Genomic DNA, 17,447 nt, shown 5'->3' with positions numbered 1-17,447 from the left:
GACATTTCATTCCGAACTCACAGGAATCCGCCCTCAGCGGATGCGGAGCCGGTGTCGGCGGGGCTGGGTACGCTGGCGTGATGAGCATGGGCATGGGCGGCGGCCAGCGCGGAGGATTCCACGGGGTCGACGCGGCGGCGCAGCGGCGCATCAACGCCGCCGCTCCCCGCATCGAGGGGCTCGGCTCGCGGGTGATCGCCCTCTTCCACCCCTACCTCTGGCGCATCGGCTTCACGGCCTCGCTCGTGATCGTCGGCGCCGCCATCGCCGTCGTCCCTCCGCTCCTCGTGCAGCGGATCTTCGACGACGCGCTGTTCCCGGTGTCCGGCGGCGGACCGCAGCTCGATCTGCTGCTGTGGCTCGTGCTCGCGACGATCGGGCTGTTCCTGCTGTCGGCGGTGCTCGGCGTCGCGCAGACGTGGCTGACGTCGACCGTCGGCAACAGCGTGACCGGCGATCTGCGGGTGAAGCTGTTCGAGCACCTGCAGGCGATGGAGCTCGGGTTCTTCACGCGCACCAAGACGGGCGTGATCCAGTCGCGGCTGCAGAACGACGTCGGCGGCGTCTCCGGAGTGCTGACGAACACCGTCACCAGCATCCTCGGCAACACGGTGACGGTCGTGGCGTCCCTCGTCGCAATGATCCTCATCGACTGGCGGCTGACGCTCATCGCCGTCGTGATGATGCCGTTCCTCATCCTGGTCCAGCGCCGCGTCGGCCAGCTGCGGGCGCGCATCGCGGGCGAGACGCAGGAGTCGCTGTCGGAGCTCACCTCGATCACGCAGGAGACGCTGAGCGTCTCGGGGATCCTCCTCTCCAAGTCCTTCAACAGGCAGCGCACCGAGTCCGCTCGCTATCAGGCCGAGAACCGCAACCAGGTGATGCTGCAGGTGCGACGGGCGATGAGCGGTCAGGGCTTCTTCGCGGTCGTCCAGGTGCTGATGTCATCCGTCCCGGCGATCATCTACCTCGTCTCGGGCTATCTGATCGCCGGGGGCACCGGTGCCATCACCGCCGGAACGGTCGTGGCGTTCACCACAGTGCAGGCGCGCCTGCTGATGCCGCTGATGGGGCTCATGCGGGTCTCCCTCGATCTGCAGACCTCGTCCGCCCTCTTCGCGCGCATCTTCGAGTACCTCGACCTCGTGCCGGAGATCCAGGATGCACCGGGGGCGATCACGGTCGCCGAGGCCCCAGGGCCGCGGGGCCGGATCGAGTTCGCCGACGTCGTCTTCTGGTATCCGGATGCCGCCCCCGATGCGCGTCCGACGCTTCAGGGCGTGTCCTTCGTCGCCGAGCCGGGAAAGCACGTCGCCTTCGTCGGCCCGTCCGGTGCGGGCAAGACCACGATCCTCTACCTCGCACCGCGGCTGTATGAGGCGCACGGCGGCGCCGTGCTGTTCGCCGGAGCCGATGTCCGCACCCTGACGCAGGAGTCGATCATCGACCAGGTGGGCATCGTCTCGCAGGAGACCTACCTCTTCCACGCGACGATCCGCGAGAACCTGCTCTACGCGAAGCCCGACGCCACGGAGGACGAGCTCGTCGCGGCGTGCACCGCGGCCAACATCCACCACATCATCTCCGGCTTCGAGAACGGCTACGACACGATCGTCGGCGAGCGCGGGTACCGGCTCTCCGGCGGCGAGAAGCAGCGCATCGCCATCGCCAGGGTGCTGCTGAAGGATCCGCCGGTGCTCCTGCTCGACGAGGCGACCTCAGCGCTCGACACGGTGTCGGAGCGCGTCGTGCAGGAGGCTCTCGACGAAGCGGCCAAGGGCCGCACCACGCTCACGATCGCCCACCGGCTGTCGACGGTGATGGGGGCCGACGTCATCCACGTGCTCGAGGCGGGGCGCATCGTGGAGTCCGGCACCCACGCGGAGCTGCTCGCCCTCGGCGGGCTGTACGCCGAGCTCGCTGCGCAGCAGGTCGCCGCCTCGCTGGTGCTCGACACCGAGACGGAGGTCGAGCAGTCCGTCACCGGAGGGCTCGCCGCCGCGTTCGCCGATCGTCGTGCAGACAGGGCGCCGGCGGATTCGGCGGGGGAGGATGCCGTCGCCGCGCTCACCTCTCCGGTCCCGCTCCTCGACGCGACGATCGCCGAGGAGCGGGTGTATCCGAACGAGGCGTAGCGGCGCTCAGTGCACCGAGAGACCGCCGTCGACGAACAGCGAGTGCCCGGTGACATAGGCCGAACCCGCGCCGGCGAGGAAGACCGCCGCCGCCGCGAAGTCGGAGGGGAGGCCGTTGCGGCCGATCATGGTCCGCGATGCGAGGGCGGCGATCTGCACAGGGTCCTCCTGCAGCCGCGCGTTGAGGGGCGTGAGCACGAAACCGGGCACGAGGGTGTTGCTGGTGACCCCGGTGCCGCCCCACGCCTCCGCCTCCGAGCGCATGAGCGACTCCACAGCTCCCTTGGAGACGCCGTAGATGCCGCTGCCGACGAAGGCGCGATGCGCCTGCTGCGAGCTGATGTGGATGAGGCGTCCGTAGCCGCGCTCGGCCATGCCGACCCCGTAGCGCTGGCCGAGCAGGAACGGAGCGAGGGCGTTCACGGTCATGGTCGCGTCCCAGTCCTCCTCGGTGATGTCGGCGAAGGTCGGACGGATGTTGATCCCCGCGGAGTTCACGAGGACGTCCGGTTCGCCGAAGGGTTCGGCGGCGGCCTCGGCGACCGCGCGGATGCCGGCGCGAGTGCTCAGATCGCCGACCACGCCGGCGGCGCGGCCGCCGGCGTCGGCGAGCTCGCGCACGGTCTGCTCGACGCGGTCGGCCCCGCGGGCCACGATGACGGTCGCGGCACCCGCTCCAGCGAGCGCGGTGGCGATGCCCCGGCCGATGCCGGAGCTGCCGCCGGTGACGATGGCGGTGCGGCCGTCGAGGCCGAAGAGGGAGTCGAGATAGGTGTTCATGTGTCTCCTGAGGTGGGAAGACGCGGATCGTTCAGCGGCTGGGCGGCGTGTCCACGGCGTGACACGCCGTACGAGGAGTGACGGTCTGCGTCTTCCCGGGGTGGACCGGCGTCACCAGGCGAGCGCGGCGACGAGGTCGGGGTCGGGGTGGGCGTCTGCGAACTCGGGCAGTGACCGCAGTTCGGCGATGAACGCCGAGACCGCCGCAGCGTACGCGGGGTCCGGATGGGCGCCGGCGATCTCCTGGAGCGGCGGCACGTCCATGGTGAGGATGAGCTCGAGTCTAGCCGTGACCGCGGCGTGGGCCCCGGCATCGCGCAGAACCCGGATGCCCCCGCGCAGCGCGGTGAGGTAGTCGAGCAGGACGGGCAGCTGCGCCTTTCCCTGCGTGATCGAGGAGCCGTCGGCGCGGAGCCGCCAGCGCACGACGGCGTCGGGGATCACGTCGAAGGCACGGGCGCGCGTGTACATCTGCTGCGCGACGATCTGATCCTCGTAGGCGACGCCCTCGGGGAAGCGCAGATCGGCCCAGAACGCGGCGCGGCTCACCTTCGACCAGGCGACGATGTTCGCGGATGCCCGCGGGTGCTCGACGATCGTCGTGCCGAGGCGTGCGGGGTCGGTCGCGGCGGAGACCCACGGCTGCACGCGCCCGGCGACGTAGCGCTCGCCGTCGAAGCGCGAGCGCACGTAGGCAGCGGCCGCGAAGTCGCTCCCCGTCTCCGCGAGCGTGCCGGTGAGTCGCGCGAGAGCGGTGGGGGCGAGTTCGTCGTCACCGTCGAGGAACCCGAGATACTCGGTGTCGACGAGGGACAGCCCGACGTTCCGTGCGGCGCCGAGGCCGAGAGAGGCCTCATGCCGGAGCATCCGGAATCGCGGGTCTGAGGAGGCGGCATCCGCGAAGATCGCCGCGGTCTCGTCGGTCGATCCGTCGTCGATCAGGATCGCCCGCCACCGTGATTCCGTCTGCGCACGCAGGGAGTCGAGAGCGGCCGGAGCGAACGCGGCGATGTCGCGCCCGGGGACGATCACGGTCACGAGCGGAGCGGATGCAGTCACCAGCCGAGTCTATGGCGAGCGGATGGGCCGGAGGCGGCTCAGCGACCGGTGACGGAGCGCACGGACTCCGCGACGAGAGCCGCGAGCTGCTCTGCGGCATCGTCGGGGAGAGCCTCTCGCCCGAACGTGAAGCGCACCGAGGTCTGCGCGACCTCGGGCGCGATGCCGCAGGCCAGCAGCACGTGCGAGGGGTCGTCGCTTCCGGCGGCGCAGGCCGAACCGCTCGACGACACGACTCCGCGGCGCTCCAGCTCCAGCAGCACCGCCTCTCCGCTGACCCCGGCGAAGGTGAAGCTCGCGGTGCCGGGAAGCCGGTGCACCGGGTCTCCGGTCAGAGCGGCCTGCGGAACGGAGGCGAGCACTCCGGCGATGAAGCGCCGCGTGAATGCACCGACTCCGGCCGTGACCTCGGAGCGCTCCGCGTCGGCGAGTTCCAGGGCGGTCGCCAGAGCCACCGCGCCCGCGACGTTCTCGGTGCCGGAGCGGCGCCCGCGCTCCTGTCCGCCGCCGTGCAGCAGCGGCTCCAGCGGGATCCGTCCGCGCACGGCCATCGCTCCGATGCCCTTCGGGGCGCCGAGCTTGTGGCCGGCGATCGCGATGGAGCCCGCACCGAGACCGTCGAGCGGCAGCCACCCGACGGACTGCACGGCGTCGACGTGCAGCACGGCGCCGGCCTGGTCGACCACGGCCGCGATCGCGAGGACGTCCTGCACCGTGCCGATCTCGTTGTTCGCGTGGCCGAGAGCGACCAGCGCGGTGTCGTCGCGGAGCACGGCGGCGACGGCATCCGGCGTGATCCGCCCTGCCGAGTCGACGGCAGGGGAGGTCACCTCGATGCCGTGGAAGCGGCGCAGGTAGTCGGCCGACTCGAGGATCGATTCGTGCTCGATGGGGGAGACGACCAGATGCCTCCGCGGGGAGGGGAGCACGATCCCCTTGAGCGCGAGGTTGTTCGCCTCGGTGCCGCCGCTCGTGAAGACGACGTCTCCCGTGCGCATACCGAGCACCTGCGCCACGCGTCGGCGGGCGTCGTCGAGCGCGCTCGCCGCGGCCTCGCCGACCGTGTGGTGGCTCGAGGGATTGCCGAAGACCCCGGTCAGGTACGGGCGCATCGCCTCGAGCACCTCCGGTCGCACCGGCGAGGTGGCGGCGTGATCCAGGTACAGCATCAGTCGATCCTGACGTCCAGTCCGAGGTCGAGGGCGCGGGCGGAGTGCGTCAGGGCGCCGACGGAGATCACGTCGACGCCGGTGGCCGCGATGGCCGCGACGGTGTCGAGGCTGACACCGCCGGAGGCCTCGACCTGTGCGCGATCGCCGATGAGCGCGACGCCCGCCCGCAGGTCGTCGAGCGAGAAGTTGTCCAGCAGCACGGTGTGGGCGCCGCCGTCGAGCACGGCCGGGATCTGATCGAGCCGGTCGACCTCGACCACGATGTGCGTCGTGTGGGGGAGGTGCGCGAAGGCGTCGCGAAGCCTCCCGGCGAGGTCGCCGCCCGCGCGCTGCAGCACGGCGAGGTGGTTGTCCTTCGCCATCACGGCGTCCGACAGGGAGAACCGGTGGTTGCGGCCGCCGCCCGAGACCACGGCGTGCCGCTCGAACGCGCGGAGTCCCGGTGTCGTCTTGCGCGTGTCGGCGATGCGGACGCCGGTTCCCTCCACGACGCGGACGTATGCCGCCGTGAGAGTCGCGATGCCGCTCATGCGCTGCGTGAAGTTCAGTGCGATGCGCTCGGCGGTGAGGATGCTCCGTGCGGATCCCGTGACGGAGGCGAGGACATCTCCGGGGCGGAACTCGTCGCCGTCGCCGACGTGCACGTCGATGACGAGGGACGGGTCGGTGAGGGCGAACGCGGCGGTGAAGACCTCGCCGCCGCTGAACACCCCGCTCTCGCGCGCGACGAGGTCGGCTGTCGCCGTCGCGTCGGCTGGTAGCAGGGTCGTGCTGGTGAGGTCGCCCCAGGGGGCGTCCTCGTCGAGAGCGGCGGCGACGACACGGGTGACGGTGGCTGCGGTGAGCATCAGACTCTCTCCAGACGAGGGGCTTCGAGGTAGTGGGCGCCGACGCTCGCGGTGCGGTTCCGTGCGGCGGAGGCCGTCTCGGCGGCGAGGAGGAGGAGATTCGCGTCCTCGTGCTCGGCGACGGTGGCGGGGGCGACGGCATCCGCCTGCCAGGCCAGGATGACGTCGATGGCGCGCGCGAGCCCGTCCTCTGTGCGGAGGAGGCCCACGCCGTCCCACATGAGCCGCTGGAGCGCCGCGCGGGTGAAGCTCTCGTGACCGCCCCGGTGGCGAACCTGGTCGCTGCGGTCGCGAACCTGGTCGGCGAGGAGCGGGGAAGCCGACCGGTTTCGCGACCGGAACGGCGGGTGCGGGTTCGAGAGAGCCGCGGCTGCCCTGGCCCCGAAGACGGCGCCCTCCAGCAGCGAGTTGCTCGCGAGGCGGTTGGCGCCGTGCACACCGGTGCGCGCGGTCTCTCCGATGGCGAAGAGTCCGGGAAGGGTCGTCCGGCCGTCGAGATCCGTGACGACGCCGCCCATCAGGTAGTGGGCGGCCGGGGTCACGGGGATCGGCCCTCCTGCCCAGTCGAATCCTCGCTCGCGGGTCACCCGGTCGATGGTGGGGAAGCGCTCCGCCAGCCGTGCCGCGCCCAGCATGGTCGCGTCCAGCCGGACCGGGGAACCCTGCGCCGCCGCCTGCCTGGCGATCGCGCGAGAGACCACGTCGCGGGGCGCGAGTTCGCCGTCGGGGTGCGTGTCGAACACGAAGCGGCGGCCCTCGTCGTCGATCAGTGTCGCGCCCTCACCGCGCACGGCCTCGGAGACGAGGAAAGCGGGCTCCGACACGAGGATCGTGGGGTGGAACTGCACGAACTCCAGATCGGCGACCGCGGCGCCGGCCCGGAGCGCCGCGGCGATCCCGTCGCCGGTGGTTCCGAGCGGGTTCGTCGTGTGCGCGTAGAGGTGCCCGGCTCCTCCGGTCGCGAGGACGACGGCATCCGCCTCGCGCTCCGCCAGACGTCCGTCGACGAGAGTGCGGATGCCGCGCACCGATCCGTCGCGCATCAGGAGGTCGACGAGGAAGGCGTGCTCCGTGACGTCGATGCTCGTGCGCCGCACCGCGGCGACCAGTGCCAGGGAGATCGCGGCGCCCGTGGCGTCTCCGCCCGCGTGGACGATGCGCGCATGGCTGTGCGCGGCCTCCCGTCCGAGCAGGAGCCGCCCGTCGGGTGCGCGGTCGAACGCGACGCCGCGTGCGATCAGCTCGGCGATGCGCGCGGCCGCGCCGTCGACGAGCACGTCGACGGCGGCGGCATCCGACAGCCCCGCGCCCGCGGCCATCGTGTCGGCGGCGTGCCGAGCGGCCGAATCCTCAGGTCCGTAGACGCCCGCGACCCCGCCCTGCGCGAACCCGGTGCAGCCGTCGCCGAGCGCCCCCTTGGTCACGAGCGAGACCCGATGCCCGGCCTCGTGCGCGTGCAGCGCCGCGGTCAGCCCGGCGATGCCCGAGCCGACGACGATGACGTTCATCTCACGCCCGCCGCGACCGGGGGCTTCGCCGCGAGCATCCGTTCGAGCGCCACACGGGCGGGAGCCGCCACATCGTCAGACACCGTGATCCGGTTGGGCGTGCGTCCGGCGACGAGCTCCTCCAGCACCCAGGCCAGATAGCCGGGGTGGATGCGGTACATCGTCGAGCACGGGCACACGACAGGGTCGAGGCAGAAGATCTCGTGCTGCGGATACTGGGCCGCCAAGCGCCGCACCAGGTTGATCTCGGTGCCGACGGCGAAGGTCGTGGGCTCGGTCGCCGCCTCGATCGCCTTGCGGATGTAGTCGGTGGAACCGGCCTCGTCGGCGGCGTCGACGACCTCCATCGGGCACTCGGGGTGCACGATCACGCGCACACCGGGGTGCTCGGCGCGGGCCTGGTCGATCTGCGCGACGGTGAACCGGCGGTGCACGGAGCAGAACCCGTGCCACAGGATGACCTGCGCATCGGCCAGCTCGTCGGCGGTCGAGCCGCCGAGCACCCTGCGCGGATTCCACATCGGCATCCGATCCAGCGGAACGCCCATCGCCTTGGCGGTGTTGCGGCCGAGGTGCTGATCGGGGAAGAACAGCACGCGCCTCCCGCGCTCGAACGCCCACTCCAGCACAGTCGCCGCGTTCGACGAGGTGCACACGATGCCGCCATGACGGCCGACGAAGCCCTTGATCGCCGCAGAGGAGTTCATGTACGTGACGGGGATCACCGGGACGCGCCCGTCGTCGTCGACCGCGTCCATGTCGCCGTAGATCTCGGCGAGCTGCTCCCAGCAGTCCTCGACCTGGTCGATGTCGGCCATGTCGGCCATGGAGCACCCGGCGGCGAGGTTCGGCAGGATGACGGCCTGGTCGGGTGTGGAGAGCAGGTCGGCGGTCTCGGCCATGAAGTGCACGCCGCAGAAGACGATCGCCTCGGCATCCGTCCGGCCCTTCGCGGCGGTGGCGAGCTGGAACGAGTCGCCCACGTAGTCGGCGTGGCGCACGACCTCCTCGCGCTGGTAGAAGTGGCCGAGCACGACGACCCGGTCTCCCAGCGTCTCCTTCGCGACGCGGATGCGGGCGTCGAGCTCGTCTTCGTCCGCTTCGCGGTACTCGACCGGCAGTTCACCCTGCCGGGGCGCGCCGGTGGGGATCACGTCGCCCATCGAGGAGCCGGGGCCGTAGCCGGGACGGGTGTCGAAGTCCCAGGGGCCGGCCGCGAGATCGGTGCTGCAGGTGGCGTCTGTGGACGCCCCGCTCACGATCTCCTGGAGCTGGTGGTCGACCGACGGGTCGAGGCGGGTGACGGGGATGAAGGTGATGCTCATCGGATGCTCGTTTCCTCGGGGCCGAGCGGGCCGCGATCGGCCAGCGCGACATCGGTGTTGTAGCGGTAGAGACGTGCGGGGCGGTGACTTCCGGTGCGGAAGCGGTCGGTGGGGAGCAGGTTGCCTGAGGCCTCGACCTGGCGACGGAAGTTCGCCGGGTCGAGGGACCTGCCGAGGATCGCCTCGTACGCCTCGCGCAGATCGGCGAGGGTGAACTCGGCGGGGAGGAATCCGTGGGCGACGCGGCTGTAGCCGACCTTGTTGCGGAGTCGCCAGAGCGCGTACTCGATGATCTTCGCGTGGTCGAAAGCCAGCTCGGGCAGGGCGTCGATCTCGAACCAGCGCACGTTCTCGGGGGCGAGACCCGAGGCGCGGTGAGCGGCGATCTGGGCATCGACGTCGTCCTGTCGCAACAGCGCCCAGTAGACGAGGGAGACGACCCTGGTGGGGGAGCGGTCGACCGCTCCGAACGCGTAGAGCTGCTCGAGGTAGCTCGGAGAGAGGCCCGTCGTCTCGGCGAGTGTGCGGGCGGATGCATCGACGGGGGACTCCGCTGCCGTGAGCCATCCGCCGGGGAGCGCCCACTGGTCCGCGAAGGGCTCGCGCGTCCGCAGCACGAGCGGAAGGGCGAGCACGGCGGCGCCCGACTCCGCGCGCCGCAGCGTGAGGATGACGGTCGAGACCGCCACGCGGATGCTTTGAGTCATAGTTACCTTAACCTCCGCTGTCGATCTTAGTGTCCTTTCGACCTTTAGGGGGGAATCATGACGGATTCGAGGGTCGAGGCCGAAACGTTACCTCCGGTCGGCGTCGAGGGTTGTCACCCCGAGCAGGGTTTGTTAGGTTGCTGTCCTAACAAACCTTTCGCGGTTTGTTCAATGGACCTCACCCGGGGTTCGACTCCATCCGGAGATCCCTCCTGCAGTGCAGCACCGAGAGGAAACACCAGAATGATCCGAAATGGGAAGCGCAGACTCGCGCTCACCGCTCTCGCGGGGGCCTCGGCTCTCGCCCTCACCCTGACCGGCTGCGCCGGCGGGGGAGACACGCCCTCCGGCGATGCTCCAGCCGGCTTCGATGCCGAGGGAGCCAAAGGCCAGGACATCACGTTCTGGGTCATGGGCGGTGACACGCCGGACGAGGCGCGCGAGTACCTCGTCGACCAGTACAAGCAGGCGACCGGCGGCACGCTGAAGATCCAGCAGCAGGACTGGACCGACGCCCTCACGAAGCTGACGAACCAGCTCCCCGACGCGAAGAACACCCCCGACGTCACCGAGATCGGCAACACGTGGTCGCCGACCTTCACCACGGCCGGCGCCTTCTCCGACCTGAGCCCGATCTACGAGGACCTCGGCGGCGACAAGCTGCTCCACTCCTTCGTCGAGGTCGGCGAGGTCGACGGCAAGCAGTACGCGCTGCCCTACTACTTCGGCTCGCGCTACGTCACCTACCGCAAGGACATCTGGCAGGCCGCGGGTCTCGAGGTCCCCACCACGCTCGAGGAGTTCAACGCCGACGTCGCGAAGCTCAAGACGCCCGGACAGTCCGGGTTCTACATCGGCGGTCAGGACTGGCGCAACGGCGTGTCGTGGGTGTTCGCGAACGGCGGCGAGCTGGCGAAGAAGGACGGCGACAAGTGGGTCTCGACGCTCTCCGACGCCAAGACGATCACCGGACTCGAGCAGTTCCAGACCCTGTTCGAGGACGCCTCGAACGCGCCGGCGACCGAGGATGACTCGACCCCGTGGGTCAACATCAACAACGACAAGGACGGCGCGGCGCCCTCTGCCGCGACCATCATCGCTCCGGGATGGGCGCACTGGTCGATCGGCGACTACGTCGGCGACGACGACAAGGGCAACGAGAAGCGCGAGTGGAACGACGAGGTCTTCGGCGTCTTCCCGCTTCCCGGCACGACGGCGGGCGAGCCCGCACCCGTGTTCGCGGGCGGATCCAACATCGCCATCTCGGCGAAGAGCACGAAGCAGGCCGGCGCCAAGGAGCTGCTGCGCATCATCTTCTCCGACGACTACCAGAAGCTGCTGGCCAAGAACGGCCTCGGTCCGGCCAACACCGACTTCGTCGGCGACCTCGGCGACGACCAGTTCGCGAAGGCTCTGGTCGACTCCGCGCTGAACTCGAAGCTCACCCCGGCGGCGCCCGGCTGGGCGGCGGTCGAGGGGCAGAAGATCCTCGAGGAGTTCTTCGGCAAGATCGCCGAGGGCGGCGACGTGAAGGCCTTGGCGAAGGAGTACGACGCCAAGATCGATGCGATCATCAACGGCTGACGCCTGCGGCGGGGCTGGACTTCGGTCCAGCCCCGCCGCATTCTGATCCTCGGATTCGTGATCTCATGACCCTCACCGCACCTTCTCCGTCGACGGCATCCGTCGACGTCCCCCCGGCGCGCCGCCGGAACTGGGCCCCCTACGTCCTGATCCTCGGAGCGTCGCTCGTCCTCCTCCTCGGCATGGGCTACCCCGTCGTCTGGCAGATCATCACCTCGTTCCAGAAGTACGGGGCGCTCCAGCAGCTGGGCGGCAAGGCCCCGGACTTCGTCTGGTTCGCCAACTACATCTCCATCGCGCAGAATGCCACGTTCTGGGAGGTGACGCTGCGCTCGGTCGTCTTCTGCATCGTCACCGCGGCGATCACCGTGGTCGTGGGCGTCCTCATGGCGCTCCTCATGACGAAGGTGCCCGCCGCCGTCCGCTTCATCCTGCAGATCGCACTCCTGCTGGCCTGGGCCATGCCCGTGATCGCGGCCATGACTGTGTGGATCTGGCTGTTCGACCGGCGCCGCGGCGTCGTCAACTACCTGCTGAACCTCATCCCGGGGGTCGACGTCGGACAGTTCAACTGGATCGGCACGACTCCGGCGCTGTTCTTCATGGTCGCCGGGATCATCATCATCTGGATGTCCGTCCCGTTCGTCGCCTTCTCGGCCTACGCCGGTCTGACCCAGGTCAGCGGAGAGGTGCTCGAGGCGAGCCAGCTCGACGGCGCCGGCGCGTGGCAGCGGTTCCGCTACGTGATGTTCCCCGTGCTCAAGCCCGTCATCGCGATCGTGCTGTTGCTGAACCTGATCTGGGATCTCCGGGTGTTCGCGCAGATCACCCTCCTGCAGGACGCCGGGCCGAAGTCCACCGACTACGACCTGCTCGGCACCTACATCTACAAGACCGGCGTGGCCGGATTCGACTACGGCGCGGGGGCGGCGATGTCGATCTTCGTGCTCGCGATCACGATCGCGCTGAGCTGGTTCTACGTGCGCAGCCTCATCAAGGAGGAGACATCATGATGACAGCGGTCGCGGAGCGACGCGCCGAATCGGGCGTCGCCGTCTCGCCGTCTCGGGTGGCCGTGCGCAGGCGCCGTCGGTTCCGGCCGGGCGTGTGGCTGCTCAGCATCCTCGCGCTCGTGCTCGCCGTCATGTGGGCGTTCCCGGTGTACTGGATGGTGAACTCCTCCATGCTGTCCTCGGTGACGTTGGAGGTGGCGACGCCGACCTTCTTCCCCATCGGGGGGAGTCTGAAGAACTTCGAGCGGGTGCTCACCCCCTCCTTCTTCGCCGCCCTCGGAGTGAGCGTCGGGGTGACGCTGCTCTCGGTCGCGGTCTGTCTCGTGTTCGCGTTCCTCGCGTCCATCGCGATCAGCCGGTTCCGGTTCCGGGGGAGGGTGAGCTTCATCGTCACGATCCTGCTCATCCAGATGCTCCCCGCCGAAGGGCTGTTCATCGCGCAGTACAAGATGATGTCCGCGATGGGGCTGCTGAGCAACGTCTTCGGGCTCAGCATCCTGTACGTCGCGGCCGTCGTGCCGTTCACGATCTGGATGCTGAGAGGGTTCGTGGTCGGCGTGCCGGCAGAGCTCGAGGAGGCGGCCATGATCGACGGGCTGAGCCGCACCCAGGCGTTCATGCGGATCACGCTTCCGCTGCTGGCGCCGGGGCTGGTCGCCTCCGGGGTCTTCGCCTTCCTGCAGTGCTGGAACGAGTTCACGGTGGCGCTCGTGATCATGGAGAACAACCGCACGCTCCCGCTGTGGCTGCGGGGTTTCGTGCAGCAGAGTGCGACGCAGGCGATCGACTGGGGCCAGGTGATGGCGGCGTCCGCGATCGTGGCGATCCCGGTGATCATCTTCTTCGTGATCGTGCAGGGCCGGATGACGAGCGGTCTCGTCGCCGGAGCCGTCAAGGGCTGAGCTCGACGTGGTGGCGGTGGTCGGATCCGACTGCCGCCACCGTGCGGCATGCCGTGACCTCCTGTTCACCGGGGAGTCGGGGTATTCGCGTCCTGACGGCGACGAGTATGCCGATGTATTCAGCGTTCGTTCAAGCTGTATATACAAGTCGTTGCCCTGATACCGGCACCGTCGATCGTGTCCCGCCCCCGCGGGGCGACCCCGATCGAACGGAGCGCCATGCCCACCCGCCGTCTTGCCGTCCTCGCCCTGGGGGGAGCGGTGCTCTTCGCGGGCCTCCCCGCTCTCACCGGGGCGGCGTCCGCGTCTGCCGTATCCGTCGCCGCCGTCGGCGCGCCGAGCGCCGATCTGCCGGCCGGCCGCCACATCGGCACACAACTCGTGACGCTGACGGCGGAGCCCGGCACGACGATCCGCTACACGCTCGACGGTACGGAGCCGACGGCATCCAGCGCACTGTATGTCGGACCGGTCGAGGTGTCCGCATCCGCGACCCTCACGGCGGTCGCCTTCGCGGGCGCCGCGCAGAGCGCTCCGCTCAGCCGCGGATACGTCATCAAGACAGCGGAGGAGCCGCTCGCCCAGTTCGCCGTGATGAGCGACATCCACCTCTCCTCCGACGCGCCCGACCTCGTCGCCAAGTGGCAGACGTACTTCGACGCGCTGCAGCGCATCGCTCCGCACCCCGACGCGATCATCTCCAACGGCGACCAGATCAACGACAACAACCACGACACGGCCGCCGATCACCGCTTCCCCCGCGCGATGCTCGAGCAGAATCTCGCGCGCACCGGGATGAGCGACACCCGCGTGCTGATGAGCTTCGGCAATCATGACGACCTCGTCGACCGCATGGCGGGGCAGTACCCGCGCGACTGGTTCCCGCACACGGGAGCCGGCTACTACGAGACGGAGATCGGCGGCTTCCCCGCGTTCGTCGTGAACACGGAGGCGTGGAACGCGACCCAGGCGTCGTGGCTCTACGGGCGTCTGAGCGCGATCAGCGCCGACCCGGCGACCCAGGGCTCGCCGGTGTTCGTCTTCGGCCATCGTCCGCTCCCCGGAACCGTGTGGGACGGCGCGCAGTCGTCCAACCCCGGGCTGAAGTCCAACCTGTCCGACTTCCCCCAGGTGGTGTTCTTCTCCGGGCACTCGCACCTGAACATCACCGATGAGCGCTCGATCCATCAGGACGCGTTCACATCGGTGAACGACGGCTCGATGTCGTACGAGGAGACCGACACGATGTACCAGTCCTTCGGTGCGGGGCTCGCCAAGGAGTACACGATCCCCTCGGCGCAGTCCGTGCTCGTCGAGGTCTACGCGGATCGCGTCGAGATCGACCGCATCAACTACGCGGCCGATGAGGGGCGCACCTACGACGATCAGGGCAGATGGGGCTTCCAGAAGAACCCGCCCTTCGCCTCGACGGGCACCATCGCGGGGCCCACCTGGGTGATCGGGCGCGGCGCCACCCCCGCGGCCGTCAAGGAGCGCTTCATCTACACCGCGGCGAATCGCAACACGACCGCACCCGCGTGGGGAGCAGCTGCGCAGCCGACCGTCCGCACGACGGCGACAGGCCTGGTGCTGAACCTGCCCCAGGCCGCCGACGACCAGTACGTCAAGAGTTACGCCGTGACGCTGAGGAACCTGGCGACCGGAAGCACGGCCGAGTTCCTCTCCGCCGGAGACCGGATCAACGCCCAGTACACCCAGTCCCCGCGGCCCGCGGTGCTGCGGATCCCGCTCGCTCTGCGCGCCGGCGGCAAGGTCGGCGGTGCGATCGACCGCACTCTGACCCTCGGCGCCGAGTACGAGGCGACGGTCGTCGCCTACGACTCCTACGCGAACGCGAGCGCCCCGCGGGTCTTCCGCTTCACGGCGGGCGCACTCGATCGCACCGGCTTCGACGCGGCCATCGCGGCAGCGGAACCGCTCGTCTCCCGCGTCGAACGGGTGCTCGGAGACGTCACTGCTCCGGAGCGGGACGACTTCGGGTTCGCGGTATCGGATGCCGCGACCGCTCGCGACCTGATCGTCGCGCTGCGGGTGCAGTTCGGCATCCTCGCTCCGGTTGACGCCCGAGCGGCCAGCACCCAGGACGAGGTGGATGCCGCCACGGCGGAGATCGGCCGACTCGACGGCCTGCTGCAGGCTCAGCTGGTGGCCGTCGATCGGTCCGTGCTCGCGGCGACCATCGAGTCGACGAGGAAGAGCGTCGCCTCGGCTGTGGGCGACGACCGTGCCGCGGCTCGGCGCCTGCGGACCGCGGACGAGGCGGCGCGTGCGCTGTCGACGCGGCTGAACGTGCCGCAGTCGTCGATCGATGCCGCAGCGGCCGAGCTCGCCGCGGCGGCGGCAGCGTACGCCCCGGTCGGCCCCGGCGGGGGAACCGTCGTCGTCCCCGGGGCGGACACCGCAGGGGACGGCCTCGCGGCGACCGGCGCGACCGTGCCCGTCATCGCGATGTCGGCCGGAGCCGCCCTGCTCGCGCTCGGCGGAGTGCTCCTCGCGCGTCGTCGGCGCAGCCTGAGCTGACGGCATCCGCTCCCGTCGCACTCTTCCTCGCCCGGACCACTCCGCGCGACGCAAAGTGCGACGGGAGCGGACCCCTCGGAGCCGCTAGACTGAACCCACAACCGAACACAGGCCGTATGACCCACGCGGGAGAGCCCCGGCGAACGCAGCCGGGCACCGAAGGAGCAAGCCTCCCCGCCAATCTCTCAGGTACGCGTACCGCGCGAGTCCGGCCACTCTGAAAAGCGATCTCGCGATCCGCCGACGGTGAAAGCCCCCACGGGTGAAGCTCTCAGGCCCATGACAGAGGGGGAGTTCCGAGGAACGGCGATGCCGCCGTTCCGCCCGTTCCAGCCCGGGAGAACTCCATGTCCGACCCCCGCTACACACCGCTCCGCGAGCGCCACGAGGCGCTCGGGGCATCGTTCACCGACTTCGGCGGCTGGCAGATGCCGGTGCGCTACACGTCCGATCTGGCCGAGCACCACGCCGTTCGCGAGGCCGCCGGGATCTTCGACATCTCGCACATGGCCGAGTTCACGATCGTCGGCGCCGGTGCGGCCGAGTATCTCGACTACGCGCTGGCCGGACGTCTCTCGGCGCTCGCGATCGGCAAGGCGAAGTACTCGCTGCTGCTCGCCGAGACCGGCGGCATCATCGACGACGTCATCGTCTACCGGCTGGGCGAGGATGACTTCCTCATCATCTCCAACGCCGGCAACCGCGACGCCGTGCGTGCGGCGCTGCGGGAGCGGGTCGCCGGACACGAGGTCGTCGTCGAAGACGTCTCCGACGCCTATGCGCTCATCGCCGTGCAGGGACCTGCCGCCGAGAGCATCCTCGCCGCGACCGAGGGCATCGACGACGTCTCCGTGCCCTGGGCGGAGCAGAAGTACTACGCCTGGGCGAGCGCCACCTTCAACGGCGCGGCCGTCCTCCTCGCTCGCACCGGCTACACCGGTGAGGACGGCTTCGAACTTCTCGTCGCGGGCCCCGACGCCACGGCTCTGTGGGACGCGGTGCTCGCCGCCGGCGCGCCGCACGGGCTCGTCCCCGCAGGCCTCGCGGCCCGCGACACGCTGCGTCTCGAGGCGGGCATGCCGCTCTACGGGCATGAGCTCACCCTCGACACCAAGCCGGCCCAGGCGGGTCTCGGCCGCGTGGTCGTCACCGCCAAGGAGAGCTTCGTCGGCAAGGACGGCGTGGATGCCGCAGCGGGCGCCCCCGTGCTCGTCGGTCTGACCGCCGAGGGCAAGCGCGCGGGCCGTGCCGGATACGCCGTCGTCACCGAGGACGGATCGCCGCTCGGCGAGATCACCAGCGGCGCCCTCAGCCCGACGCTCGGCCACCCGATCGCGATGGCTTTCGTCGCTCCTTCTTCCGCGGAAGAGGGAACAGCAGTATTCCTGGATGTGCGGGGGACCAGGATCCCCGCGACCGTGACCGCCCTGCCTTTCTACCGGAGGACCAAATGACCGATCTCACCGCACTCAAGTACAGCGAAGAGCACGAGTGGGTCGCCCTCGACGGCTCCGTGGCGACCGTCGGCATCACCGACTTCGCCGCTGATGCCCTCGGCGACATCGTGTTCGTGGAGCTCCCGGCCGTCGGCACGACGTTCGCCCGCGGCGCCGTGTTCGGCGAAGCGGAGTCGACGAAGTCCGTCTCCGAGCTCTACGCACCCGTCGCCGGCACGATCACGGAGATCAATCAGGCCGTCGTCGACGACCCGGCCCTGCTGAACTCCTCGCCCTTCGAGGACGCATGGCTCGTCAGGGTCGAGGTCGCCGACGGCGCGCTCGACGGACTGCTCGACCGCGACGCCTACGTCGCGCACACGGAGGGCTGATCGACCAGTGGTCTCCTTCGCCGATCGTCACATCGGAACCCCGGC

The 17,447-nt window shown here is 69.9% G+C and carries 14 protein-coding genes and 1 riboswitch; of the genes, 7 read left to right on the top strand and 7 right to left on the bottom strand.

The genetic code is table 11. The features are described 5' to 3' along the window. Nucleotides 1–80 precede the first annotated feature (80 nt). Nucleotides 81–2,135: an ABC transporter ATP-binding protein gene (locus tag ACFVRO_RS14790; protein ID WP_386953596.1), complete on the top strand. Its 2,055-nt coding sequence runs from the start codon at nucleotides 81–83 to the stop codon at nucleotides 2,133–2,135. 6 nt (nucleotides 2,136–2,141) lie between these two features. Here the strand turns inward: ACFVRO_RS14790 and ACFVRO_RS14785 are convergent, their stop codons facing one another. The 7 genes from ACFVRO_RS14785 to ACFVRO_RS14755 form a co-directional block, all read right to left on the bottom strand. After that, nucleotides 2,142–2,915, bottom strand: a complete 774-nt coding sequence (locus ACFVRO_RS14785) for an SDR family NAD(P)-dependent oxidoreductase (RefSeq protein ID WP_386953593.1) — start codon at nucleotides 2,913–2,915, stop codon at nucleotides 2,142–2,144. A gap of 111 nt (nucleotides 2,916–3,026) precedes the next feature. Then, a complete protein-coding gene (locus ACFVRO_RS14780; protein ID WP_386953591.1) occupies nucleotides 3,027–3,974 on the bottom strand; it encodes a glycosyltransferase family 2 protein in 948 nt (315 codons plus the stop codon). 38 nt (nucleotides 3,975–4,012) lie between these two features. Beyond that, nucleotides 4,013–5,143 carry a cysteine desulfurase family protein gene (locus ACFVRO_RS14775; RefSeq protein ID WP_386953589.1) on the bottom strand — a complete coding sequence of 377 codons (1,131 nt, stop codon included), beginning with the start codon at nucleotides 5,141–5,143 and terminating at the stop codon, nucleotides 4,013–4,015. Further along, nucleotides 5,143–5,994: a carboxylating nicotinate-nucleotide diphosphorylase gene (nadC, locus tag ACFVRO_RS14770; protein ID WP_386953586.1), complete on the bottom strand. Its 852-nt coding sequence runs from the start codon at nucleotides 5,992–5,994 to the stop codon at nucleotides 5,143–5,145. Before nadC ends, ACFVRO_RS14775 begins: the two co-directional genes overlap by 1 nt. Further along, nucleotides 5,994–7,502, bottom strand: coding sequence for an L-aspartate oxidase (nadB, locus tag ACFVRO_RS14765; RefSeq protein ID WP_386953583.1), 1,509 nt, complete (start codon nucleotides 7,500–7,502; stop codon nucleotides 5,994–5,996). Before nadB ends, nadC begins: the two co-directional genes overlap by 1 nt. Beyond that, nucleotides 7,499–8,827: a quinolinate synthase NadA gene (gene nadA / locus ACFVRO_RS14760; RefSeq protein ID WP_386953581.1), complete on the bottom strand. Its 1,329-nt coding sequence runs from the start codon at nucleotides 8,825–8,827 to the stop codon at nucleotides 7,499–7,501. The genes nadB and nadA overlap by 4 nt, the downstream gene beginning before the upstream one ends. Next, nucleotides 8,824–9,534 (bottom strand): NUDIX domain-containing protein, encoded by a 711-nt coding sequence (locus tag ACFVRO_RS14755; RefSeq protein WP_105672553.1) that lies wholly within the window; start codon nucleotides 9,532–9,534, stop codon nucleotides 8,824–8,826. Before ACFVRO_RS14755 ends, nadA begins: the two co-directional genes overlap by 4 nt. Before the next feature lie 243 nt (nucleotides 9,535–9,777). On the opposite strand from ACFVRO_RS14755, the gene ACFVRO_RS14750 reads away from it, so the two are divergent. The 6 genes from ACFVRO_RS14750 to gcvH all read left to right on the top strand — a co-directional run bounded on the left by ACFVRO_RS14750 (nucleotide 9,778) and on the right by gcvH (nucleotide 17,402). Then, on the top strand, nucleotides 9,778–11,118 hold the full coding sequence (locus ACFVRO_RS14750; protein ID WP_223586746.1) for an extracellular solute-binding protein: 1,341 nt from the start codon (nucleotides 9,778–9,780) through the stop codon (nucleotides 11,116–11,118). 65 nt (nucleotides 11,119–11,183) lie between these two features. After that, nucleotides 11,184–12,131, top strand: a complete 948-nt coding sequence (locus tag ACFVRO_RS14745) for a carbohydrate ABC transporter permease (RefSeq protein WP_386953579.1) — start codon at nucleotides 11,184–11,186, stop codon at nucleotides 12,129–12,131. Continuing rightward, the gene (locus ACFVRO_RS14740; RefSeq protein WP_386953578.1) at nucleotides 12,128–13,033 is read left to right on the top strand and encodes a carbohydrate ABC transporter permease; all 906 of its coding nucleotides are present in this window, start codon (nucleotides 12,128–12,130) and stop codon (nucleotides 13,031–13,033) included. Before ACFVRO_RS14745 ends, ACFVRO_RS14740 begins: the two co-directional genes overlap by 4 nt. Nucleotides 13,034–13,252: 219 nt before the next feature. Then, a complete protein-coding gene (locus ACFVRO_RS14735; RefSeq protein WP_386953575.1) occupies nucleotides 13,253–15,574 on the top strand; it encodes a chitobiase/beta-hexosaminidase C-terminal domain-containing protein in 2,322 nt (773 codons plus the stop codon). A gap of 116 nt (nucleotides 15,575–15,690) precedes the next feature. Further along, nucleotides 15,691–15,785, top strand: a riboswitch (glycine riboswitch). Nucleotides 15,786–15,921: 136 nt separating this feature from the next. After that, the gene (gene gcvT / locus ACFVRO_RS14730) at nucleotides 15,922–17,028 is read left to right on the top strand and encodes a glycine cleavage system aminomethyltransferase GcvT (RefSeq protein WP_386953572.1); all 1,107 of its coding nucleotides are present in this window, start codon (nucleotides 15,922–15,924) and stop codon (nucleotides 17,026–17,028) included. Continuing rightward, nucleotides 17,025–17,402, top strand: a complete 378-nt coding sequence (gene gcvH, locus ACFVRO_RS14725; RefSeq protein ID WP_386953570.1) for a glycine cleavage system protein GcvH — start codon at nucleotides 17,025–17,027, stop codon at nucleotides 17,400–17,402. The genes gcvT and gcvH overlap by 4 nt, the downstream gene beginning before the upstream one ends. The last annotated feature ends 45 nt before the right edge of the window (nucleotides 17,403–17,447 follow it).

It is taken from the genome of Microbacterium sp. NPDC057944 (genome assembly GCF_042887445.1).
Classification (GTDB): Bacteria; Actinomycetota; Actinomycetes; order Actinomycetales; family Microbacteriaceae; genus Microbacterium; species Microbacterium natoriense.
The sequence above is the reverse complement of the archived record's forward strand: the minus strand, read 5'-3'. Positions and strand labels throughout refer to the sequence as shown.

Bases quoted from the DNA above. Each gene is read 5' to 3' on its own strand.
- nadB (WP_386953583.1), bottom strand. From the start codon at position 7,502: ATGAACGTCATCGTCGTCGGCTCGGGCATCGCCGGGCTGACCGCGGCG.
- ACFVRO_RS14790 (WP_386953596.1), top strand. From the start codon at position 81: ATGAGCATGGGCATGGGCGGCGGCCAGCGCGGAGGATTCCACGGGGTC.
- ACFVRO_RS14740 (WP_386953578.1), top strand. From the start codon at position 12,128: ATGATGACAGCGGTCGCGGAGCGACGCGCCGAATCGGGCGTCGCCGTC.
- ACFVRO_RS14775 (WP_386953589.1), bottom strand. From the start codon at position 5,143: ATGCTGTACCTGGATCACGCCGCCACCTCGCCGGTGCGACCGGAGGTG.
- nadC (WP_386953586.1), bottom strand. From the start codon at position 5,994: ATGCTCACCGCAGCCACCGTCACCCGTGTCGTCGCCGCCGCTCTCGAC.
- gcvT (WP_386953572.1), top strand. From the start codon at position 15,922: ATGTCCGACCCCCGCTACACACCGCTCCGCGAGCGCCACGAGGCGCTC.
- ACFVRO_RS14785 (WP_386953593.1), bottom strand. From the start codon at position 2,915: ATGAACACCTATCTCGACTCCCTCTTCGGCCTCGACGGCCGCACCGCC.
- nadA (WP_386953581.1), bottom strand. From the start codon at position 8,827: ATGAGCATCACCTTCATCCCCGTCACCCGCCTCGACCCGTCGGTCGAC.
- ACFVRO_RS14745 (WP_386953579.1), top strand. From the start codon at position 11,184: ATGACCCTCACCGCACCTTCTCCGTCGACGGCATCCGTCGACGTCCCC.
- ACFVRO_RS14735 (WP_386953575.1), top strand. From the start codon at position 13,253: ATGCCCACCCGCCGTCTTGCCGTCCTCGCCCTGGGGGGAGCGGTGCTC.
- ACFVRO_RS14755 (WP_105672553.1), bottom strand. From the start codon at position 9,534: ATGACTCAAAGCATCCGCGTGGCGGTCTCGACCGTCATCCTCACGCTG.
- ACFVRO_RS14750 (WP_223586746.1), top strand. From the start codon at position 9,778: ATGATCCGAAATGGGAAGCGCAGACTCGCGCTCACCGCTCTCGCGGGG.
- gcvH (WP_386953570.1), top strand. From the start codon at position 17,025: ATGACCGATCTCACCGCACTCAAGTACAGCGAAGAGCACGAGTGGGTC.